This is a genomic window from Collinsella sp. CLA-ER-H5 (genome assembly GCF_040092375.1).
GTDB lineage: Bacteria > Actinomycetota > Coriobacteriia > Coriobacteriales > Coriobacteriaceae > Collinsella.
In genome coordinates this window covers 16,009-38,206 of the sequence record NZ_JBBNLR010000020.1, presented here as the reverse complement: position 1 = coordinate 38,206, position 22,198 = coordinate 16,009, and the positions used below count along the sequence as shown (strand labels likewise).

The 22,198-nt window shown below is 61.4% G+C and carries 20 protein-coding genes; 15 read left to right on the top strand and 5 right to left on the bottom strand.

The genetic code is table 11. From position 1 onward, the window contains the following. Positions 1 to 371: 371 nt before the first annotated feature. Entirely contained in the window at positions 372 to 2,672 is a 2,301-nt protein-coding gene (locus AAAX31_RS07930) for an LTA synthase family protein (protein WP_349076819.1), read from the bottom strand. A 214-nt stretch (positions 2,673 to 2,886) separates the two neighbouring features. On the opposite strand from AAAX31_RS07930, the gene AAAX31_RS07925 reads away from it, so the two are divergent. The 5 genes from AAAX31_RS07925 to AAAX31_RS07905 all read left to right on the top strand — a co-directional run bounded on the left by AAAX31_RS07925 (position 2,887) and on the right by AAAX31_RS07905 (position 8,610). Beyond that, complete coding sequence (locus tag AAAX31_RS07925; protein WP_349076816.1) at positions 2,887 to 3,735, top strand: nitroreductase family protein; 849 nt, start codon at positions 2,887 to 2,889, stop codon at positions 3,733 to 3,735. A 159-nt stretch (positions 3,736 to 3,894) separates the two neighbouring features. Continuing rightward, positions 3,895 to 5,922 carry a KUP/HAK/KT family potassium transporter gene (locus AAAX31_RS07920; RefSeq protein ID WP_349076814.1) on the top strand — a complete coding sequence of 676 codons (2,028 nt, stop codon included), beginning with the start codon at positions 3,895 to 3,897 and terminating at the stop codon, positions 5,920 to 5,922. A 61-nt stretch (positions 5,923 to 5,983) separates the two neighbouring features. Then, positions 5,984 to 6,154 carry a hypothetical protein gene (locus tag AAAX31_RS07915; RefSeq protein WP_156063480.1) on the top strand — a complete coding sequence of 57 codons (171 nt, stop codon included), beginning with the start codon at positions 5,984 to 5,986 and terminating at the stop codon, positions 6,152 to 6,154. Positions 6,155 to 6,266: 112 nt separating this feature from the next. Continuing rightward, positions 6,267 to 7,892, top strand: a complete 1,626-nt coding sequence (locus tag AAAX31_RS07910; RefSeq protein WP_349076813.1) for an ATP-binding protein — start codon at positions 6,267 to 6,269, stop codon at positions 7,890 to 7,892. 4 nt (positions 7,893 to 7,896) lie between these two features. Beyond that, a complete protein-coding gene (locus tag AAAX31_RS07905; protein WP_233502329.1) occupies positions 7,897 to 8,610 on the top strand; it encodes a response regulator transcription factor in 714 nt (237 codons plus the stop codon). Positions 8,611 to 8,704: 94 nt separating this feature from the next. Here AAAX31_RS07905 and rlmKL read toward each other — a convergent pair whose 3' ends face one another. Then, entirely contained in the window at positions 8,705 to 11,263 is a 2,559-nt protein-coding gene (gene rlmKL, locus AAAX31_RS07900; protein ID WP_349076811.1) for a bifunctional 23S rRNA (guanine(2069)-N(7))-methyltransferase RlmK/23S rRNA (guanine(2445)-N(2))-methyltransferase RlmL, read from the bottom strand. 251 nt (positions 11,264 to 11,514) lie between these two features. On the opposite strand from rlmKL, the gene AAAX31_RS07895 reads away from it, so the two are divergent. After that, positions 11,515 to 11,664 (top strand): hypothetical protein, encoded by a 150-nt coding sequence (locus AAAX31_RS07895; protein WP_346969361.1) that lies wholly within the window; start codon positions 11,515 to 11,517, stop codon positions 11,662 to 11,664. A 52-nt stretch (positions 11,665 to 11,716) separates the two neighbouring features. On the opposite strand, the gene AAAX31_RS07890 is transcribed toward AAAX31_RS07895, so the two are convergent. Next, positions 11,717 to 12,544, bottom strand: coding sequence for an HAD family hydrolase (locus AAAX31_RS07890; protein WP_346969360.1), 828 nt, complete (start codon positions 12,542 to 12,544; stop codon positions 11,717 to 11,719). Between the two features lie 49 nt (positions 12,545 to 12,593). After that, the gene (locus AAAX31_RS07885; protein ID WP_349076806.1) at positions 12,594 to 13,457 is read right to left on the bottom strand and encodes a MurR/RpiR family transcriptional regulator; all 864 of its coding nucleotides are present in this window, start codon (positions 13,455 to 13,457) and stop codon (positions 12,594 to 12,596) included. Positions 13,458 to 13,757: 300 nt separating this feature from the next. On the opposite strand from AAAX31_RS07885, the gene AAAX31_RS07880 reads away from it, so the two are divergent. From AAAX31_RS07880 to AAAX31_RS07840, 9 genes are all read left to right on the top strand, one after another. After that, on the top strand, positions 13,758 to 14,960 hold the full coding sequence (locus AAAX31_RS07880; protein ID WP_349076804.1) for an MFS transporter: 1,203 nt from the start codon (positions 13,758 to 13,760) through the stop codon (positions 14,958 to 14,960). A 114-nt stretch (positions 14,961 to 15,074) separates the two neighbouring features. Further along, positions 15,075 to 15,929, top strand: a complete 855-nt coding sequence (locus AAAX31_RS07875) for a class II fructose-bisphosphate aldolase (protein WP_089573152.1) — start codon at positions 15,075 to 15,077, stop codon at positions 15,927 to 15,929. A 10-nt stretch (positions 15,930 to 15,939) separates the two neighbouring features. Beyond that, positions 15,940 to 16,368: a PTS sugar transporter subunit IIA gene (locus tag AAAX31_RS07870; protein WP_347492154.1), complete on the top strand. Its 429-nt coding sequence runs from the start codon at positions 15,940 to 15,942 to the stop codon at positions 16,366 to 16,368. 31 nt (positions 16,369 to 16,399) lie between these two features. Beyond that, positions 16,400 to 16,903, top strand: coding sequence for a PTS sugar transporter subunit IIB (locus AAAX31_RS07865; protein WP_055251944.1), 504 nt, complete (start codon positions 16,400 to 16,402; stop codon positions 16,901 to 16,903). Between the two features lie 46 nt (positions 16,904 to 16,949). After that, positions 16,950 to 17,762 carry a PTS sugar transporter subunit IIC gene (locus AAAX31_RS07860; RefSeq protein ID WP_089573151.1) on the top strand — a complete coding sequence of 271 codons (813 nt, stop codon included), beginning with the start codon at positions 16,950 to 16,952 and terminating at the stop codon, positions 17,760 to 17,762. Then, on the top strand, positions 17,759 to 18,595 hold the full coding sequence (locus AAAX31_RS07855) for a PTS system mannose/fructose/sorbose family transporter subunit IID (protein WP_055251948.1): 837 nt from the start codon (positions 17,759 to 17,761) through the stop codon (positions 18,593 to 18,595). The genes AAAX31_RS07860 and AAAX31_RS07855 overlap by 4 nt, the downstream gene beginning before the upstream one ends. 97 nt (positions 18,596 to 18,692) lie before the next feature. Beyond that, positions 18,693 to 19,637, top strand: a complete 945-nt coding sequence (locus AAAX31_RS07850; protein WP_349076801.1) for an aldo/keto reductase — start codon at positions 18,693 to 18,695, stop codon at positions 19,635 to 19,637. A gap of 2 nt (positions 19,638 to 19,639) precedes the next feature. Next, on the top strand, positions 19,640 to 20,719 hold the full coding sequence (locus AAAX31_RS07845) for an alpha/beta hydrolase (RefSeq protein ID WP_349076799.1): 1,080 nt from the start codon (positions 19,640 to 19,642) through the stop codon (positions 20,717 to 20,719). Positions 20,720 to 20,833: 114 nt separating this feature from the next. After that, on the top strand, positions 20,834 to 21,142 hold the full coding sequence (locus tag AAAX31_RS07840) for an HAD hydrolase family protein (protein ID WP_349076797.1): 309 nt from the start codon (positions 20,834 to 20,836) through the stop codon (positions 21,140 to 21,142). 45 nt (positions 21,143 to 21,187) lie between these two features. On the opposite strand, the gene AAAX31_RS07835 is transcribed toward AAAX31_RS07840, so the two are convergent. After that, positions 21,188 to 21,979: a DeoR/GlpR family DNA-binding transcription regulator gene (locus AAAX31_RS07835; protein WP_349076794.1), complete on the bottom strand. Its 792-nt coding sequence runs from the start codon at positions 21,977 to 21,979 to the stop codon at positions 21,188 to 21,190. Between the last annotated feature and the right edge of the window lie 219 nt (positions 21,980 to 22,198).

Genomic DNA, 22,198 nt, shown 5'->3' with positions numbered 1-22,198 from the left:
CGCACTTTCCCAACGAGCCTCAACCGGAAAATACATCCCGGAATCCAGCTGAATAGTGGGACACACTTTCCCAATCGGGTCCCAAGCGGAAACTGCATCCCATTCCAGACAAGAATTCTGGGACACGGTTTCCGGATGCAAAAAAGGCCACATGACGTGGCCTTCAACTTATATATGTTCAGCAGGTGTCTCCATGACAAGCCGCGCTTCAACACCGAGGCGTCTGCCCGGCGACGCGGAATGTAAGGTTCATCGCGAGTTCCGCACGAGCCGGAGAGCACTTAATGTGCTCTCCGTGCGAGCAGGACTGTCCGAGCAGGGAACCTTACGTTCCGCGCCGCCGGGCAGACGAACCAGTTATGAGCGACCCGCTACTTGATCTTGGTCGTGCCCGGTGCCAGGTTGGGGTCGGTCTCGTTGGCCTCGGTCTGGAAGTGCTCGGTGTACACGTTCTTGCTGTCGCGGAACATCTCGTAGTACTGCATCTTGGCGTAATCCTCGCGTGCCTTGGTGGCAGCCGCTGCCTCGGCGTCGTCGCCGGTGACGTTGGAGGAGAGCGCCCAACGCAGGCTGGCGTCCTCGTAGCCCACGGAGTTGATGGCGGGCAACGACTCGCGAAGCGTCATGTGCGCTTTCTGGTAGTCGGAAAGCGGGGCGCCGATCAGCTGCATAAGCTGCGTGGACAGGTAGTTGGTGGACAGGTCGTCGACCTCGCTCGTCTGGTCGCAGCCGGCAACGTCGTAGTTGGCCCAGATGATGTAGTCGGTCTGCCACAGGCGCTCCTGATGCGTGGCGTCGTCCTCGCCGGTAAACCACTTGTCGTTGAACTTGGACGGGAAGAACGGCTGGTGGTCGCCCCAGAACACCACGACCACCTTACGGTCGAGCTTGCTCAGGGCGTTGAGGAAGTAGCGAAGCGCCTGGTCGGACTGCTCGATGCACGAGACATACTCGTCGACATCGGAGAGCGTGCCGTCCTCGACGGTCTTGGCGTCCAGGTCGGTCGTGTCGATATTCAGGTGCATCTGCTTGTCGACCGGCAGCAGACCCGTGTCGTAGCCCGAGTGGTTTTGCATGGTCACGTCGAAGATAAACTGCGGATCGGCGTTCTGGTCGAGCAGCTCAAGAATCTTGTCGTAGGTAGCCTGGTCGGTCACCATGCCGCGCAGGGTATCGGCGCCCTGGAAATCGTTGATGGACAGGAACTGGTCAAAACCAAAGTCCTTGTAGACGTTCTCGCGGTTCCAGTTGGTGGCGTGGTTGGGGTGCATAGCCGTGGTGGAATATCCGAGCGACTTGAACTGCTCTGCCAGGTTCCCGGTCGTTTCCATGTTGTAGATGGTGTAGGGGTACACGCCCGAGCCCAGGTTGGCCATGGAGTTGCCGGTCATAAACTCAAACTCGGTATTGGCGGTGCCACCGCCGTAGGCACTCACGTAGAGCTTACCGCGGCTGAGGCAGTTGGACAGGTTCTTAAAGTACTGCGGGCCCTCGTAGCCGGCGCGCATGTTCTGATAGATCGACAGATCCGAGAAGGTCTCGTTCATGATGGCGATGACCGTGGGCTTCTCGCTGTCGAACTGCTCCTTTGCGGCGGTGCGCTCGTCACTCTTGGCTGCGTCGGACTTGTCGTAGGCCTTGGCGTACTTTTTGAGCGTAGCCTTGGCATCGTCGACGGAGTAGTCGGCGGGTTTGGGCGGCTTGATGGACTGCGCTGCACTAATAAAGGCGGGCAGGTAGCCCTCGCGCCAGTAGCTCTCGAGCGGGCGCCAGGTATAGACGGTGATGCCGAGGGTGTTGTAGTAGTCGATGAGCGTGACGTGCGCGGTCACGCCGCCCAGGCACAGCGCGGCGACGAGCAGATTGGTGAGCAGCATGCGCTTGGCGTTGGCGGCGCCCTTCTGACGGTGCGGTGCCACCAGGCCGGCGTACTCGCACAGCAGCATAGCGATGGCGGTAAAGCCCATGGACAGCACGCAGAACAGCGAGATGGAGAAGGTGTAGCCGGTGCCGGCGACCGCGGCGGCGGTGGAGATGGCCGAAAGGTCGCCCGGCTGGATGGGCATGGATTTAAACGTGATGACGAAGAACTCGGCAATGCCCAGGACAAAGAGGGCAAAGGCCAGGACCGCGGGAGCTGCACCGTGGCGCTGGAACAGGAAGAACAGGCCGACCATGAGCGTGGTGATGATGGCCCACTCGAGCAGGATGCACAGGGGGTAGACCCAGGTAAAGTCGTGGTTGGACGAGACCTCCATGCCAAGCAGCGCAAAGACGCCGGCGAGCAGCAGGCACAGGACGGCGGCGACGAGCGGTTTGCCCACAAAGGCGTCGCGCAAACGAGCGAGCTTGCCGGTGGGGGCGGGCGCATCGGCCGAGGCGAACGCAAAGACGCGCGGGGCGATGCGGTCGCGGGCGATACTGGCCCAGGCGCAGCCGGTGAGGATGGCATTGGTCAGGATGAGCATCACAAAGGCGAGCGGCTCGTTTTGGGCGACGAGGCCAATGGCGCCCCAAATGGTCAAAAAGAGCTGGAACAGGCCGAAGGCGACGCTCCACCCAAGAGCGCTTTTGGCAACGGTGCCCGACTGAGCGCGAATGGCCTTGGCCTCGCGCAAGACAAGGTAGACGGTCGCCGCAAGACCGACGAGCGAGATGGCGGCAGCGAACATGCTGAGACTCCTCACAAACTTAGAACCTACGAAAGCGGGGGTTTACCCGATTGTTACCAAGATATGCGCAGCATTTGAGGGTTGCGCACAACAACCAGCCATAATAACGCGCACGTGTGGCGGTGTGGCGTAATGTAGTGGCGACCTGCGCGATAATGGACGGGAATTACACGGAAACGTAAAGGCTTCTTAAAGAATTAGCGAGGATGAGGCGATGAACGAGCAGGTTTGCACCAAGGCTGTGGATACGTGTGGCTATCCGGTCGAGACCACGGGCAATGCGGTGCTGGACACGTTGGAGCACCGTTCCTCAACGCGTGCCTTCGCGCGTGATGACGACGACCGTCCCGTGGCGGTGACCGACGAGCAGCGGGCGGCAATTTTGCATGCGGCGAGTCGCGCGCCGTCGGCGGGCGCCATGATGATGTATTCCATCGTGAGCATTCGCGAGCAGGCTACGCTGGACCGCCTGGCCGACCTGTGCGACCATCAGCCCATGATCGCCAAGGCGCCCTGGGCACTTATATTTGTAGTCGACTATGCCAAGTGGATCGATCTGTTTGAGCATGTGGGCTGCTTTGAGCCCGAGTTTGTAGAGCGCACGGGCAAGTCGCCCCGTCGTGCGCCGGGTCTGGGCGACTTTGCCATCGCGGCGCAGGATGCCGTGATCGCCGCCCAAAACGCCGTGGTTGCCGCTGAGGCTCTGGGGCTGGGGAGTTGCTATATCGGCGATGTCATCGAGAACGCCGAGGAAGTTGCCGCGCTGCTGGATTTGCCGCCCTATACCATGCCGCTGTCGATGCTCATCATCGGCACGCCCCGAAAGGAGCGTCCGGCGATCGCGCATCCCGTGGTGAACCTGGTGCACGAGGAGCGCTATCGCCGTGCGGATACCGCGACTATGGATGCGCAGGTGGCCGAGATGGATGCGATGTTTCGACCGCACGCCCGCGAGGTGGGCGAGCGCGTGGTGGATATCTACACCCGCAAACATACCAGTCCCTTTATGGCCGAGATGAGCCGCTCCATGGAATGGTGGTTCAAAAACTGGCTTGGAAAATGACGGATGCGACAAAGGGACTGTCCCTTTGTCGCATCCCATATCACCGCGGTGACCTAAAGGCCGTATAAATGTTTGTCTAGCTGGGAAAACGGTACCATGCAAACATGGGCCGATTACCTATAATCCCCTCGAACGTTAAAGTTGGAAGGAAACCGGCTTATGGAACAAAAGGCCAAGGAGGCAGCTTCGCACGCTGCGATTCCTGTGAGCATCTCGGCGATGCTCGTCACGTTGGGCGTGGTGTATGGCGATATCGGCACCAGCCCCATGTATGTAACCAAGGCGCTCGTCGCCGGCAACGGCGGCATCGGAAGCGTCACGGAGGAGTTCGTGCTCGGCGCGCTCTCCCTTGTCGTGTGGACGGTCACGCTGCTGACGACCGTCAAGTACGTGCTGATCTCGCTTCGCGCCGACAACCACGGCGAAGGCGGCATCTTTGCCCTGTACAGCCTGGTCAAGCGTTGTGGCAAGTGGCTCATCATCCCCGCTATGCTGGGCGGCGCCGCGCTGCTCGCCGATGGCATCCTCACACCTGCCGTTACCGTGACTACGGCTATCGAGGGCCTACGCACCATCCCGGCGGTTCATGCCGTGCTCGGTGACGACCAGGGCCGCGTTGTCGCCATCACGCTCGCCATCATCATCGTACTCTTCTTGGTGCAGCGCATCGGCACGGCCAAGATCGGCCGCGCCTTTGGTCCCATCATGACGCTGTGGTTTTTGTTCCTGGGCGGTACGGGTCTGTTCTTTGTCCTTCAGCATCCCACGGTGCTGCTGTGCCTCAATCCGCTGCGTGGCATCGGCTTTCTGCTGAGCCCCAACAACCATGCGGGCATCATGATCTTGGGCAGCTGCTTCCTTGCCACCACCGGTGCCGAGGCACTCTACTCCGACATGGGCCATGTGGGGCGCGGCAATATCTACGCTACCTGGCCGTTCGTTAAGTGCTGCCTGCTGCTGTCCTACATGGGCCAGGGCGCGTGGCTCATCAACAACGCCGGCAACCCGGAGCTCATGGGTATCGCCGACCTCAACCCCTTCTACCAGATGCTCGCCCCGGGCCTGCGTCCCTTTGCCGTCGGCCTTTCCACCGTCGCGGCCATCATTGCCTCGCAGGCGCTCATCACCGGCGCCTTCTCGCTGGTATCCGAGGCCAGCCGCCTGGACCTCATGCCTCACATGCAGGTCTTCTATCCTGCCGAGACCAAGGGCCAGCTCTACATCCCCATGGTCAACAACGTCATGCTCGTGGGCTGCGTCATCGTGGTGCTGCTGTTCCAGAACTCGGCGCACATGGAGGCCGCATACGGCCTGGCCATTACGCTCACCATGATGTGCACGACGCTGCTGCTCTTCTTCTATCTGCACGTGGAGCGCAAGCTCAAGGTTGCGCCGTGGATCTTCGTCGCCTTCTTCCTCATGCTCGAGGGCTTCTTCTTTGTGAGCTCGCTCACCAAGTTCTTCCATGGCGGCTACTTCACCATCCTTATGGCCGCGCTCATCATGAGCATCATGGTGTGCTGGTACAACGGCACGGCGGTCGAGCAGCGCCAGTTTACGCTGCTGCCGCTGCGCAGCTACCTGCCGCAGCTCAAGCGCCTGCGCGACGACGACCGTTACGAGCGCATGAGCGACAACATCGTGTACCTGACCAAGGACACTAACACCGACTATATCGACCGCGATATCGTCTACTCGATCTTGGACAAGCACCCCAAGCGCGCTCGCGCCTGGTGGTTCGTGAACGTCGAGACCATGGACGAGCCGTATACGTTTGCCTATTCGGTCGAGACGTTCGATACTGACTACGTCTTCCGCGTGCATCTGTACCTGGGCTATAAGGTCAACCAGCGCGTCAATGCTTACCTGCGTCAGGTCGTTCAGGACCTTGCCGCCACCGGTGAGCTGCCGCCGCAAAAGCACGACTACTCGGTCTACAAGGACCCGGGCAACATCGGTACGTTCAAGTTCGTCATGATCCGCAAGCTGCTGGCGCCCGAGAGCGACGTGGAGCCCAGCGAGCGCACAGCCATTACGCTCAAGTACATCATCCGCCGCGCTGCCGGCACGCCCGCGCGTTGGTACGGCCTGGAGAACTCCAACGTGAGCTTTGAGTACGTGCCGCTGTTCACCAAGTTCAAGGCCGTGAACAAGATGCAGCGCCTGGCTCCCAACGAGCGCCCGTAGTCGCCAGCGGGCTTCACGGAGTTGGTCATCGATGGATGAAATGAAAGCCGGGGAGGTAAACATGGATGCAAGGACACTTGATGTGCGCGAGGCGGGTATCGACGCCGCCGAGGACCAGTTCTTTACGAACCGAGCCAACATGGATATTGCCGATCGCGTGATCTCAGTTGTGGCGTTGGTATTTGCCGCGGCGTGCGTATGTGCCCTGCTCGCGCACGTGCTGTTTGTCTAGCGACCGCAGGTTGTAAAGGCTTTACACTAGGAACCACCACGAGGGAGAACCACCACAAAGGTGTCTGTCCCCTTCGTGGTGGTTTTTGTTTTTGAGGGAGGGCGCGGCGTCGATGGATGTTCGCTCGGATGGCGATCTTGCCGACAGTTTTTGGTGGAGGCGCTCGACGCAGACGCGGCGCGGCCCTCTGTACGACACCTGCGTGGTGGCGGGGTTGCTCGCGGCCGCGACGGTTGTCGGCGCGGTGCTCGACCGCCCCGGTCTTGCCCCGAGCATCATGATTGTGTATGTGCTTGCGGTGCAGCTGTGCGCATTTTTTACCTGGAGCCGCCTGTACTGTCTGCTAAGCTCTGCCGCCGCCGTTTCGCTCTACAACTTTTTGTTTATCGAGCCGCGTTACTCCTTAACGCTTATCGACCACATCCATCCGGGCATGTTTTTCATCATGTTCGTGGTCTCGCTCGTGTCAAGCTCGATCGCTCTGGCCCTGCGCCGCGCCCTGGCGCAGGCCGCGGCAAGCGATCGCCGCACGCAGATGGTGCTCGAGACCAATCGCATGTTGCAGCGCTGCGCCGACGAGCAGCAGATTGTGCATGCTGTGGCCACACAGCTGGCGCGTCTTTCGGGCTGTCCGGTCGTGTGGTACAGCGCCGACGCCGAGGGCGATGACCTGCTGCCGCGCGCGACGTATACGGCCGTGGGCGATGCCGCGCCGCTGCATCAGCTGGCACCCCAGATGCCGCCGCTGCTCTCGGCTTCGGTCTACGTGGGAACACCGCTCGACGCCACCTTTGGTGGCTCGGCGTTCTACGGCATCTACCTGACGGTGCGCTCGGGCGACACCATGGTACGCGCGGGCGATCCCGCCTCGGTGGTGGGGGTGCTCGCTATTGTCGCCGAGTCCGATGCTCTGTCCTCCGAGGAGCGGACTCTTGCCGATGCCATCGTGAGCGAAGGCGAGCTGGCACTCGATCGTGCCCGCGCCATGGAGGCCCGCGAGGAGGCGGCGGTGCTCGCCAAGAACGAGCAGCTGCGCGCCAACCTGCTGCGCTCCATCTCGCATGATCTGCGCACGCCGCTCACCAGTATCTCGGGTAACGCCGATGTGCTGCTCGACCAGGGCTCGACCGGCACCGCGGTGCTTGATGCCCAGACGCGCCGCAGCATGCTGCTGTCCATTCGCTCTGATGCGCAATGGCTCAACGCCACCGTCGAGAACCTGCTCGCCATCACCAAACTCGAAGGCGGCGGCATGCATCTGTCAACGACGCTCGAGCTCATGGACGATATCGTCGAGGAGGCGCTGCGCCATGTGAACCCGGCCGTGCGCGAGCACGACCTTAAGGTGGTGGCGTGCGATGAGCCGGCGCTCGTCAACGTCGATGCGCGCCTGATGGTGCAGCTGGTGGTAAACCTGGTGAACAACGCCATCACCTATACGCCTGCGGGTTCGCATATCGTAATCTCGATTGGCGTCCATGATGGATGTGTGGCGTGCTCGGTGGCCGATGACGGCCCGGGCATTGCGCCCGAGGACCGCGAGCGCATCTTTGAGTCGTTCTACACCGCCAACCATGGTCTGGCCGATAGCCAGCGCAGCGTGGGTCTGGGGCTTTCGCTTTGCCGCTCCATTGCGCTGGCACATGGCGGTAGCATAGGGGTTGCCGCGGCGGCCCCGCACGGCTCGGTCTTTACGATTGAGCTTCCCGCCGCCGACGTTTCGTTTGATAAGGAGTAGCGCTGTGCCGAACTCTGCCGTGAAACCGCTCATCTTGGTCGTTGAGGACGATCCCGCCGTCCGTAACCTTATCGTCGCCGCGCTCGAGGCGCACGGTTTGCGCCATATGGCTGTGGAGACCGCCCACGCCGCCATCGCCGCCGCTTCGTCGCAGGCGCCGAGCATTGTGCTGCTCGATCTGGGCCTGCCCGATATGGACGGCGTCAAGGTGGTGGAGTCGGTGCGCGCGTGGTCGGGCATGCCGATCATCGTGGTTTCGGCGCGCAGCGAGGACGCGGACAAGATCCGAGCGCTCGATGCCGGCGCCGATGACTACCTGACTAAGCCGTTTTCGGTCGAGGAGCTGCTCGCGCGCATTCGCACCACGCTCAGGCGCCTTTCGTATGCGCAGGCGGGCGGTGTTGTCTCCGAGGGCTCGTTCGATACCGGCGAGTTGCATATCGATTTTGATGCCGGCATCGCCACGATGGATGGCGAGGAACTGCATCTGACGCCGATCGAGTACAAGCTCTTGTGCCTGCTGGCACACAACGCCGACAAGGTGCTGACGCACCAGTTTATCTTGCACGAGATCTGGGGTACGGCGACCAAGAGCGACCTGGCGAGCCTGCGCGTCTTTATGGGCACGTTGCGTAAGAAGATCGAGTCCGACCCCGCGCATCCGCGTTACATCCAAACCCATGTAGGCATTGGCTACCGCCTAGTCATCCAAGGCTAGATCGCCAACCACCATCCCAATATGAGTTGCGGTGAAATACGGTCTAAATTTGCCTAATTCCAGGCAAAACAGTCCGTATTCCACCGCAACTTTGTTATCTGCCCTTAGGCTTGCTGGCGTAGAACTTCTTCTTTTTGGGCTTGCCGGCGGGGGAGGGTTTGCCGGCAAAGTTGGACTTGCCGTTGCCGGCCTGCGCGTGCGCGGGTACTGCCGCACGGGGCTTGCGGGCCTCGGGGTTGCGCAGCTCCTCGGTTCGCTCGGCAATTTCCTCGGCGCTAAAGCCGACCTCGGCCATGGCGTCCTCGATGGGCAGGCGGCGCACGATATAGCAATGGTGCACCTTCTGGTTGCGTGCGAAGTCCTCGGGGATGGTCTGCGCCGTTATGTCCTGTAGCACCACGCCCGCGCGTGCGAGCTTGCGTGTCTCGGGGCGGAAGCCTCGCAGGTTGCAGCTAAAGATGGCATGGCCGCCCTGTGCGAGCAGGCGCGATACGCCGGCCAACAGCTCAACATGGTCGCGCTGGACATCCCAGGTGCGGCGGCCCATCTTGGACGAGTTCGAGAACGTGGGCGGGTCGACAAAAATCAGGTCCCAGCGGTTGCGCGTCTGGCGCTGGTCGCGAATCCAGGCGAGCACGTCGTCGCGCACAAAGTGATGCTGCGGACCCACAAAGCCGTTCTGGCGCATGTTGCGCTCGGCCCAGTCCAGATAGGTGTTGGAGAGGTCGACCGTCACGGTCTCCTCGACGCCGCCATCGGCCGCGTAGCAGGTGGCGGTGCCGGTGTAGGCAAACAGGTTGAGGAAGCGACGCGCCTGCTTGGCGTGCTCGCGCACCAGGTTGCGGGTGACGCGGTGGTCCAAGAAAATGCCCACGTCCAGGTAGTCGTCAAAGTTGACGGCAAAGGTAAGGCCGCCCTCTTCGATGAGCGGGAGGCGACGGCGTGCGATATTGGCGCGCTCGCCCGATCCGCCCTTGCCGGCGCCCTGCTTGCCGTACTGCGAGCCGCCACGCGAACGCATGCGGGCCTTGGCGTGCACATGCTCGGCGGGAACATCTAGGATACGCGGTGCGATGGCCAGAATGTCGAGCATACGGGCCTGGGCCAGTGCGGGGTCGATGGTCTTAGGCGCGGCGTATTCGGCGATGACGAGCCATCGGCCCGGCGTCTGCGGGCAACCCTCGTACAGGTCGATGGCGGCGGAGTAGTCGGGCAGGTCGGCATCGTAGACGCGGTAGCAGCTCACGCCCTCGCGCTTGGCCCACTTGCGACGCAGGCGAGCGTTCTTGCGCAGGCGGTTGGCGAACTGCTCGGACTCGGGGATGAGCACGGGCAGCGGCTTGCCGTCACCCAGGTCGAGCGTGGCGGCGGGTTCGGACATGGGGGTGTTGGCGGCTTCGTCTTCGGCATCTGCGGTCTTGTCCTCGGCATCCGTGCTGGTCGCAGCTTCAAATGCCGCGGCAGCGTGGTCAAGCGAGGGCCAAACCTCAATAGTCGCCTCTTCGTTGTTGGGCATGACGGCGATGGAGCGCGCGGGCTCGGCATGGAGCGCGCGGGCCATAAGGCCGTCGCGAGTGAGCGCGGCGACCGGTGCGGTAGCGAGCTCGGGCGCGCGGCGCAGCTCGCCGACCAGCGTCATGGCGTCGTGCATGAGCGAAAGCGGCGTCTCGGTGGTGTCTGCGACCACGGCAACGCCGGCGACAGCACCCGCATGGTCCAGCACGGTGGCGGGCTTAGCGGCGCAAAAATCGACAAAGCGCTTGTAGCCGGCGCACTTGACCATGCGCTCGGCGGTCTTGCGGGCGGCGGGGTCGATGTCCACGGCCACGATGCGCGCCTGGCGCTCGCGCGCTGCCGCCTCGCGCTCGCGTGCCTCGGCGAGCAGCTGCTCCCACAGGGCGGCGTCGTGCAGCTGCCAGCCCTCAAAGCCCCAGTGCTCGCGGGCGGCGCCCGGAGCGCGGTCGGTTAGAATGTTCACGGCCTCCAGCAGCAGGCCGCCGCCGGCGCACGAGGCATCGATCAGCGTGGGAAGGGCTTCGTTCTCGTAATCGTCGGCCGTCAGCTCGCGCTCGCATAGTGCGGTCCAGCCGACCTGCGCCAGCACCAGGGCGGCGTAGTCGGGGCGCAACACGTGTGCGCCCTCGCCGGCACGAGTCGCAGCGGGCGGCAGGCGTTTGAACAGCGGGTCGCCCGAAAGGTCTAGGCTTATGCTCGCGCGGCGCTGGCGCAGCGAAAGCAGTAGGTGAACATCGGGGTCAGCGGCATCGACATCGGCGCGACGTCCCGTGGTCTCGGCCAGGCGGTCGCACAGCGCGTCTTTGGCACGCAGGGCCGAGAAGCGCGTGTTGCGCAGCTGCTCGGTCACGCCGCGGGCGGTAATGGCGATGGTGGCGCCGGGGCGGACGATGTTCTCCCAGGCGATGTCGTAAACGCTGTCGTACAACTCATCGGCATCCTGTGCCCCAAAGCGCCCGAGCACCACAAACACGCGGCTGGCCAGGCGCGACCACAGGCAGGCGCGGTAGCCTTCTTCGAGCTCGCCCTCAAATGTAGCGCGGCCCTTCAGGCGGCGGACATGCGAAAGCCCGAGGCGTTTAAGCTCATCGGCGAGTGCGGACTCAAAGCCCTCGGGGCAGCTTGCGTAAAATTCCATGGGTGACCTCTCTGGTTGCGTCGCTCCATTATATGATGGATGCTTCGTTTGCCCTTATCCTCGAAAGGAACCCATATGATTGATGCGTGCTCCTTGATTCCCATTTTCATTGCAACAGCCTCAGGACTCGGGGCCTCGCACAGGCTCCCGCCGCCTTACGGAACTGAAAGCTGGGCGTAGGGCAAATCCATGGCACGTGACCTGCGATTGCTCGGCCATAGATGGCGTAATCGAGGCTAGGGGAGAGCATCATGCGCAAGGGAAACGAGAGCTGGTTCTGGCACGCGAACGACATGGTGGTGGCGGGCGACATGAACCTCGTGGTCCGCGTCCTGTGGGCCGCGCTCATCGTAGGCATCGGCGTCGCGACGATGGCCACGCTCTGGATCGTCACGAGGTAGCGCGCCACGAACGGATGACGAGGCACGCGGCGCATGCCACGCTGGCGGAACCCTAGCCTCGCTGCTGGACAATCTGTTCGATGAGCTTCGCGACGGAGTCCTCGGCTGCGTCCCCGATCAGGTGATGGGCCGCGGCCTTCGCCTCTGGCATCGCGCCCGCGACTGCGTAGGAGTTCGGCACCTTTTCGAGGAGCGTCACGTCGTTTTCCGAGTCTCCGATAAAAGCGACCTCGTCCAGCGTGACCCCAAGGCTGCCGAGAAGCGCGTCGAGTCCGTTTACCTTGCTCCAGCCAGCCGGAACAACATCGAGGAAGAATGGGACGGGCGAGGGGAAATCAAGCTCTGGGCAGGCTTCCTTGCATCGACTCCGAACGACTTCCGTCGGGGCGGAGCTGACGTTGACGAAGATGCCGGCGGTGATGACGTCACGGTTCGTGGGCACGTCTCCGAGCGCCATGTCTCTTCCGGAGTCCTTAACGATTTCCAGGGCGAATTCGTCGCCAGGCTCGACGGCGCAGAGGAACTGCTCGCAGCGTTTGCCTGTCTCATCGACATCGGCGACTAGCCAGAGTGACGTCCCCGCGTAGGGGCGTACGGCGCTATCGAGCTTGACGAGGGCCTCCGTCGAGAGCGTCTTTTTGAACACGAGTTCGCCGCTGGAGAAGACCTTCTTTCCGTTGGCCATGATGCCGGTCGAGAAACAGCGCGCGTCGCCGTCAAAGGCATCGGCCAGGTCGGCGTAGTCGCGGCCGCTTGCGGGGCCGAACGCGATGTCCGCATCAAGCGCCGAAAGAATCGCGCTGTGCGTGCGCTCCGATACGACCCTTGAGCCAAACGGCAGCAGGGTCCCGTCCATGTCTGCGAGGATGAGCTTTATCAAGGGGTCCTCCCGTTTCGGTCTGGGCGTCGGTGCGCCGGTGTGCGTCGTCCTAGCTGTATTGCCTGTCTCCCAAGAGATTCTTCGAGATGATCCTGTTAAACTCTACCGGGTCATCCCAGCAAGAGGTCAGGAAGAGGAACAGCAGCTCGATGACGAAGTTGATCGAGCTGTGCGAGAAGGCGACCTCGGTTCCGGTGATGGCCTGATCTCGCGAGATGGCTCGGATGATATACGTGGCACGCTTCGCGAGCGGCGTATCTGGGTTGTCTGTGATCATGATGATGGTGGTGTTCGAATCCTCGGCAGAGTCGAATATGTTGACGAGGCGCTTCGAGTATCCGGACGTCGAAATGACGAGCAGGATGTCATTCTCCTTGAGGCTGGTTGCGGCGGAGACCATGGCATCGGTGGTACTGGGGCAAAACGCCCTGACTCCAACCTGTGAGAGCTTGAACGCCGCGTTTACGCCCATGCTAATCGAGTTGCCGACGCCCGCAATCAGGACGAGGTTGGCGTTGTGGAGCAGATTGACGACTGCCGAAAAGTCATCGGAGTCAATGAGCGAGGCGGTTTGGGAGAGCTCCTTGACCTTGTGAGACAGGACGTACTTAATGGAGCCCTCGACGTCGTCCAGAGTAACCTTGCCGCCCGTGGCCTTTTCCTCGCCGGAGGCCCTGCTGATGGATATGCCGAGCGCCAGACGCATGTCCGAATAGGTTCGGTAGTCAAGCGTCCTTGCGAACCTCGAAACAGACGCCGGTGACGTACCGGTTTCTGCGGCGAGTTCGCGGACGGTCATCGTTGCGACGTCCGACGGGTGGTCGAGCACATACGTTGCGATTGCCTTCTCCGAGGGGGATAGGCTGCTCATGACTGCGCAGATGTGGCTGAGCACATCCCCTGTCTTATCCATGGTTACTCCTTGGCCCTAGTTTGCTTTGTATCTTAGGTCAAGAGAGGTGAAAATAAAGCAAAATGTTTCATAAGCGGTGAAATAGCGTTTCACCGCTGATTTCCTACCGTTCGCGGTAAATCGGTGCTTCCCCGGCGCAATCTCATCTTGAGCTGCTATCTTATGAGCCGTGAAACAACGGCACGAAAACGATGAAACAACAGAACATTGTTCCAACGCCTCACAACTTCGTTTCACGCTAGATGGCGAATCACTTCGAAGCCCAGACAGGCACCCGGCGAGCAAGAAGGGAGAAGCACGATGCACAACGCCAGGACAAACGCAAGCATGACTTCGCTGTTCTTCGCGAACGTCCTCTACTGGGTCTGCGCGGGCGTGTACTCGCCGTTCCTCTCCGCTCACTACACGAGCCTCGGCCTCAGTGCAGCCCAGACCGGCATCCTCCTCGCGGCGACCCCGGTGTGTGCGCTCGCCATCCAGCCGCTCTGGTCGACGATCGCCGACAAGCTCGGGCGCCGCCGCGCGGTCATCGTGATCCTCTGCCTTGCGGCGGCGGTACTCGCTCCGCTGTATTACCTGGCGTCGACGTTCGTCCCGGTCCTTCTCGTAACCTTTGCGTTCTCGGCGTTTTTCTCGGGGCTCCTGCCCCTGAGCGACTCCCTCGTCATCGAGCTCGCGGATCGCTCTGGCCTGGACTTTTCTCGCATACGTATGGGTGGCACCATCGGCTACGCCATCGTCGTCCTGATCGTCGGTCGGCTGCTCGACATGGCTCCTCAAATCCAGTTCGCGGTGGTCTCTGCCGCGCTGGTGGTCTTCGCGGCTCACATGTGGCGCCTCCCCGAGGCGGGAATTCGCGCCAATGCCGCGGACGATCCCAAGGTCTCCCACGGAAAGGGCCTCCTCTCGCTGTTCACCAGCAATGAGATCGCCTTCGTCTTGGTCTTCGCCTTCATCAGTTCGGCCGCGATTGGCTTCATCGGGGCGTTCTTGGGCCGCTACGCGGTCGAGCTTGGCGAGGGTCAGAACCTCGTGGGCGTCCTGAGTGCGGTCTCCGCTGCGAGCGAGATCCCCATCCTGCTCGTTTCCTCCAAGCTGGTCAGGCGCTTCGGCGAGATGAACCTCCTGATCTTTTCCTGCTTCATGGCGGCGCTCAGGATCGTGCTCGTGGGCACCGGCATCGTCCCGGTCATGATCTGCGGCCAGCTGCTGCAGAGCGTGAGTTACATGACCGTCTACTACTCCTGCGTTACCTACATTGCCAACCACACTTACGAGGATTGTCGCGCTCGAGGTCAGAGCGCCTTCGCGATGGTTCAGAGCGGTCTGTCCGTCGTGGTTGCGAACCTGTTTGGCGGTTGGGCGTGCGACGCGCTCGGCACGCACGCGGGTTTTCTGGCCTTCGCCCTCGCTTCAACGATTGCTGCGGTCGTTGCTCTTGTGGCGTACGTACTGTGGCGTCGAAGCGCAGCGCCACAGCCTGAGGGCCAGTCGGCCGCATAGGCTCCACCGCGTTTTGCAAGCGCCTGCCTGCCTTGCGCTTCTCTTCGTGTTCAACCAGCTGACGAGCTGAGAACTGTCCAATCCAATGGTTATCCAAGTGAAAGGAAGACAAAGATGTCTCTCATCAAGGTCAACGAGCTTCTTCAACATGCGACCGAGCACCACTATGGCGTGCCCGCGATCAACGTCATCAACACGGAGACCATCCGTTATGCGATCCAGGCCGCCGAGGATGAGCACATGCCTATCATCATCCAGTACTGGCCCGGCTTCGAGGACCACTGTGCCCTCGACATCATCGCCTTCGCCGCCCGCTATTACGCCGAGCGCGCGAGCGTGCCCGTCGCCGTCCACCAGGATCACTCCGCTGGTTACGAGATCGCCGTCAAGGGCGTCAAGGCCGGTTTCCCCTCCGTCATGGTCGACGGCTCCTCGCTTCCCTATGAGGAGAACTTCCAGCTCACGAAGGACGTCGTCCAGGTCGCCAAGATCTTCGACGTTGACATCGAGGCCGAGCTCGGCCACGTCGGCAACGGTTCCGACGCCAACGACTTCGTGAACAGCGACCACTATACCGACCCGAACCTCGCCGAGGAGTTCGTCGAGGGCACCGGCTGCGGTTCGCTCGCTATCGCCGTTGGCAACGCCCACGGCCCCTACGTCAAGGTCCCGAACCTCGACATGGAGCGCATCAAGGCCTGCAGGGAGGCCGTCAGCGTCCCCCTCGTCATGCACGGATGCTCCGACATCCCCGACGAGCAGCTCCAGGAGGCCGTGAACCTCGGCATGAGCAAGTTCAACATCGCCACGGAGTACTTCCGCTCCATGTACCGCGCCTTCGAGAAAGACATCAACTCCGGCAAGAACGACGGCAACGGCGTTGGCCTCCTGATGGACGCCGCCCCTGACATGCGCGCGTTCGTCGCCAGCAAGATCCAGCTTCTGAACCCTAACCACTATTCGCTCTAGGAGAGACTCGATGAAGAAAGTTCTTGTCGCGTCGCACGGCCACCTCGCAAGCGGAATCAGGAGCTCGATCGAGATCCTGACCGGCATGGCGGACATGGTGGAAGCAGTTGACTGCTACGTGGACGACTCCGATTTCACCCCTCGCATCCAGGCCTTTATTGACTCGGTGGACCCTGAGGACGAGGCCGTCATCTTCACCGACATCTACGGTGGCTCCGTCTTCCAGAAGGTCGTCCTCATGGAGCCGGAGAAGCGCGGGATCGTCCACGTCACCGGTATGAACCTCGGCCTCGTGATCGAGACGCTCCTCGGCGCCGAGCCGGTCACGGCAGATTCGATCAAGCAGAGCGTCGAGTTGGCGAGGGCGACGATGCAGGTCGTCGAGCCTCCGAGCAAGGCCGCGGACAATGAGGGGTCCGACGGAGACTTCTTCGATTAGAGAGCACTAACAAGCAGGGAGAGAGGAAACAATGATTGTTCAGGTTCGAGTCGATGACCGTCTGATTCACGGACAGGTCGCCCTGGTGTGGACCAAGGAGCTCAACACCACCAGGATCATCGTCGCCAACAAGCACGCCGTGGAGAGCGATGCCCTTCGCATGACGCTTTCCATGGGCACGCCGGCGGGCCAGAAGCTCCTCGTCAAGGATGTTCCGGATGCTTGCCGCATCGCGAACGATCCGCGTGCGGACTCCATGCGCATTTTCGCGCTCACCAACTGCGTGCGTGACGTGCTTGAGCTCGTTAAAGGCGCACCGGGCAAGATCGAGGGCGTGAACGTTGCCAATGTCGGCCGCTTCGACAAGTCCGATCCAGATAGCAAGGTCGCCCTCAACTCCACGATCATGCTCAACCCGGATGAGCTCGAGGCCGCGAAGGAGCTTTGCGAGCAGGGTATTCCGGTTTTCCATCAGCTTATCCCGTCCAATCCCAAGACTCCTCTCAAGAGTCTGATCGAGGCGGCGGAGAAATAAGGGGATTTGGCCAGGCGGCCAAATGAAATGAGAGAAAGGAAGTCAAATGATTGGGTTAGCAGTAATGGCCTGGTTGACCGTGCTGATTTGCTACGGCGGCAACTGGGTTCTTGGTCAGTGTATGATCGAGCGTCCTCTCGTGGTCGGCCTCGTTGCGGGCCTTCTGATGGGCGACGTCAAGACCGGTGTCATCATCGGTGCCTCTCTCGAGGCGATCTTCATGGGCGCGGTTAACATCGGTGGCGCCATCTCCGCCGAGCCCGTTACCGCGACCGCCCTCGCCGTCGCCTTCACCGTTGGCGCCGGCATCGACCAAGGCGCCGCCATCACGCTGGCCGTTCCCGTTGGCGTCGTCACCGCGTTCCTCTCGATCTTCATGAACAACGTGTTCCTCGCGTTCTTCGCCGCCACCTTTGACAAGATGGCCGCCGAGGGCAACGAGAAGGGCCTCGCGCTTCAGCACTTCGTTCTCTGGTTCGTTAAGTACGCCGCCTTTGGCCTCATCGCCTTCCTCGGCGTTTACCTTGGCGCTGAGCCCGTTGCCGCTATCGTCAACCAGATTCCGGCCAATGTCATGAGCGGCCTCAACGCCGTGGGCGCCCTCCTGCCCGCCGTTGGTATGGCGCTCCTGCTCCAGATGCTGTGGAGCACCGAGCTCAGCATCTACTTCTTCCTGGGCTTCACGCTCTACCAGTACCTCGGCCTCCCGATGATCGCCATCGCGGTTCTCGGTGTCATCATCGCGGTGGCCTCCGCTCTTCGCGACAAGGAGATCTTCGATCTCACCAAGAAGGGCTTGGCCACCCAGGCCGTTTCCAACGACTCTGTAACCAGCGACGAGGAGGATTTCTTCGCATGAGCAACCTGACCAAGAATGTGAGCCCTGAAGACAAGAAGATGCTCAACAGCATTTTCCTGCGCTCTTTCTCCGTGTTCGCCTCCTGCGCCGGCGGTTCCGTCAAGGCTGGCGCCGACGGCTGGCTGTACTCCGTCCAGCCCGCGCTTAACCGCTACTACGCCGATGACCCCGAGGCCCGTGCCGAAGCCATGAAGCGTCACACGACTTGGTACAACATTACCCAGAACGTCGGCACGTTCGCCATGGGCCTCGTCGCCTCCATGGAGAGGGAGAACTCGCAGCACGAAGACTTCGACACCGAGTCCATCGACGGCATCAAGGTTTCCCTGATGGGCCCGATGTCCGGCATCGGTGACGCAATCTTCTGGGGCGTCCTGCGTGTCATCGCTGCCGGCATTGGCATCAACCTCGCCATGAGCGGCTCGCCCCTCGGCGCGATCATGTTCCTGCTGATCTACAACATCCCGTCGATCCTCTGCCGATACTTCATGACCTACCTCGGCTTCAGCATGGGCACCAACTTCATCTCCGAGATGTACGAGGGTGGTCTCATGAAGCTCATCACCAAGGCGACCTCCACGGTTGGCCTCGTGATGATCGGTGCCATGACTGCGGCGAACGTCCAATTCAACACGATCCTGTCCATTCCGGTTCAGGACTCTGACCCCGTCATGATCCAGACCTACCTCGACTCGATCTTCAAGGGCATCGTGCCCCTGGGGCTTACGCTCGTCGTCCTCTGGCTCCTGCGCAAGAAGAACGTGAACGTCAACATCATCCTGGTTGGCATCATGATTCTGGCGCTCGTCCTCGGCCTCGTGGGCATCGTGTAGGGCGGCTTCCGGATCATTCGAAGCTTGTTTAAGGCAATTCCCGGCGGCACGCGATCGAGGACATTCGACGCGTGCCGCCCCATTAGAAGGAGAGAACATGCGCTACACGCACCTCAAGAACTCCGATGTCGACGTCTCCCAGCTCGCTGTGGGCACCTGGGCGATCGGCGGCGACTCCTTTGGTGAGAACGATGACGCCGCCAGCATGTCCGCCATCCGCACCATGCTCGATCACGGCGTCAACATCATCGACACCGCGCCGTGCTATGGCAACGGCACGTCCGAGAAGGTCGTCGGCAACGCGCTCAGGGGCGTCGACAGAGAGAGCTACCTGCTCTCGACCAAGGTTGGCCTGATCACCAGCGCCGCCGGCTATGACCGCGACTCCTCGTTCAAGAACATCATGAGGGAGGTCGAGAGCTCGCTGCGCAACCTCCGCACCGACTACATCGACTTCTACTTCGTGCACTGGCCCGACGCTAAGACTCCGTTCTCCGAGACGATGTGCGCCCTCCAGCTCCTCAAGGAGCAGGGCAAGATTCGCCACATCGGCGTCTCCAACTTCACGACCGAGATGATCGAGGAGTGCGAGAAGGTCGCTCAGATTGACGTCCAGCAGCCGCCCTACTCTATGGTTGACCGCTCCTCCGAGGACCTCATCAAGTGGGGCTACGAGCGTGGCATCGACTCCTTCACCTATGGCTCCCTTGGCGCGGGCATCCTGTCGGGCAAGTTCCGCGAGCTGCCGAAGTTCGAGGAGGGCGATGTTCGCGGCGGCTTCTACGACTACTTCCAGGAGCCCAAGTTCTCGCGCGTCCAGGAGCTGCTCAAGGTCATGGACGAGATCGCCGAGGCTCATGACAAGCCCGTGGCACAGGTCGCCGTGAACTGGAGCACCCAGAAGGAGTACGTGGGCACCGCGCTCGTTGGCGTGCGCACGGACGCCCACGCGATTCAGAACTGCGAGACGTTCGAGTGGGAGCTTTCCGCCGATGAGATGGCCAAGCTTGACGCTAAGCTTGACGAGCTGAAGATCGGCTAGCCATGGGCACCGAGGAGAGGAAGTACCCCACTTCCGAGCTTGAAGTGCTTGAGCGTGGATCTAGGGAGGTCGTGGAGCCCAACGGGCTGAAGCTCCTGCTGAAGCCCGTGCCGGGAGACGAGCGCGAGCACGTGCTCGATCCGCGCGTCTATGCGCGCGCCCACGCGAAGCTCGCTGCTGGTCCGGCGCCGGCGGGGCCGGTGGACGTGATCGCGTGGCGTTCCGCTCCCAACAAGGAGACCCATGTCGTGAGGGGCTCGAACGTCGCCAAGAAGACCGTCGTCATGAATTTTGGCGACAGGGGCATTCCCCTGCACATCTTCACGCCCGAGAGCCACGAGAGCGGTTCTGCCGCGCTCGTGTTCATCCATGGCGGCGGCTTTATGGTGGGCAACATCGGCCAGTACGAGAACTGCCTGCGCGACATCGCGGAGCGAACGGGCTGCGTCGCGATCTACCCGGAGTACCGCCTGTCTCCCGAGACGATGTTCCCCGGTGGTGTCGAGGACTGCGTGAAGACGCTCGACTGGCTTGTCGAGCATGCGGATGAGCTGGGTGTCGACGCGACGCGGGTCGCCGTGGCTGGCGACTCCGCGGGCGGAAGCCTGACCAACGCCGTCGTCCTCGACGGGTCCCATGCGGACAGGATCAAGCTCGTGGCCGAGCTGTATCCGCTCGTCGACGGCGGCCCTGTTCCGGAGGAATGGTCCTATGACCTCTATGAGATCGTGAACGACCAGAGGGCCGAGGCTCTGAGCAGGGTGGATCGCATCCGCAACGCCAACGACGACCTGCCAGTGATGTATACCAACAGCAATGCGGAGAAGATGCTCGACCCGAGGGTGTCTGCCCTGTTCGCGGAGGACGTGAGCGCGTTCCCCCGCACGGTCATCATCTCTTCCGAGTATGACTACCTGCGCTATCAGGACGAGCTATTCGCGAAGAGGCTGCAGGATGCGGGCGTTGACGCCACCGCGATTCGCTATCGCGGCTGCGACCACGGCTTCTTCGAGATGTACGGCGTGATGCCTCAGGCTGAGGACGTCTGCCGCGTCATCTCCGAGGAGCTTGCGAAGATCTAGAGGTTCGTCGCGGTGGCCTCCTGGACGAGTGACGGTCCGGCGGGATGCTAGGTGCGTCCCGCCGGACCTTTGCGTTGGGGGGGCGCGTGTGGGGTTTGCCTCGGCGGTGCCGGATTGACTGGGAGACGCGTTTACCGCCGATCTTCCAAGCGAGCCCAGCAAGCAAACCGCGAGCTGAGCCCCAAGGGCATCGACAAGGGCGTGGGCGTGGCGCGGGCGCTGGAGTATCTGGGCCGCGCTGGCAACGAGCGCACCTTTGGCTTTGGCGATTCGGGCAACGACCTGGGCATGCTCGCCGCCGTCGAGACGGCTGTGGCCATGGGCAACGCCATGCCCGAGGTCAAGGCGGTCGCCGACTACGTGACCGACGACGTCGCACACGACGGCACTGTCACGGCCATGCGCCACTTTGGGTTGATTTAATAAATGGCCGGATCGCCTGCAGTGGGGGCGACCCGGCCATTTGAGCTATTTTGCAATATAGAGCTTGGGATGACTGCGACTGCTCTCAATCGCCGCCGTCATGATGCCCTCGTCGTCTCCATCAACGATGATGCCATCGAGGTCATCGATCTGTGCTGACTGATAAAAACTGGTCTTATTGAACTTTCCCTGATCGACCATCATGTAACCTTGGTTCGAATTGGTCAGATATATACGCTTGATCATAGCCGAGAAGTCGTGTTCGACGGTAAAGCCATGGTCGGGATGGAAGCCGTCGGCGCTGACAAACGCCTTGTCGGCATGAAGTTTGCTCATGCAGTCGAGCGTTAGCGCGCCCGCGAGATAGAGATGGCCCTTTCGCACGGAGCCGCCCAGCAGCACTACCGAAGCGTTAGGGAGATTAAAGCTGGCATAGTTCGCGATAGCAAGATCGCCGGTGATGATGGTGATCTCTCGCTTGTCCATGAGGGCCTTAGTGAAGTAAAAACCCGTGGTGCCGATGTCAATCACCAGAACGTCGCCATCGTCAACAAGAGTTGCCGCGGTTGCGGCGATGGCCTCCTTGGCTTCGACTTGGATATTGATGCGCTCCTCGGGATAGGAGATTGCGTTGGAGCGAGAAAGAGATACCGCTCCTCCGCGTACGCGACGCAATTTTCCTTCCGATTCCAGTGAGATGAGGTCGTGTCGTGCAGTGACTTCCGAAACCGAAAAACGTCGGACAATGTCGGATACTGCGATATTCGGTTTTTCGGCCAGCCAGTTCATGATAAATCGCTGACGTTCGGCGGGTGAAAGGTCTGCGGTTGATGTCATTGTGTGCTCCTTTGAACGAAAGATATCGGAACTCATCTTTCGTAATTGAAATAAAGATTATCATTTCGAAAGTAGGATAGCTATAGCGATATTTAATTATGAACGAGCAGTAAATAGGTAAAGCGAATCGCAGGCATTAGCTTTGAATACAAGATATAAGTGCTCCGCATAGGTGCGTTGTACGTTTAACCGAAATAATCAACCGTTCACGGATTGATA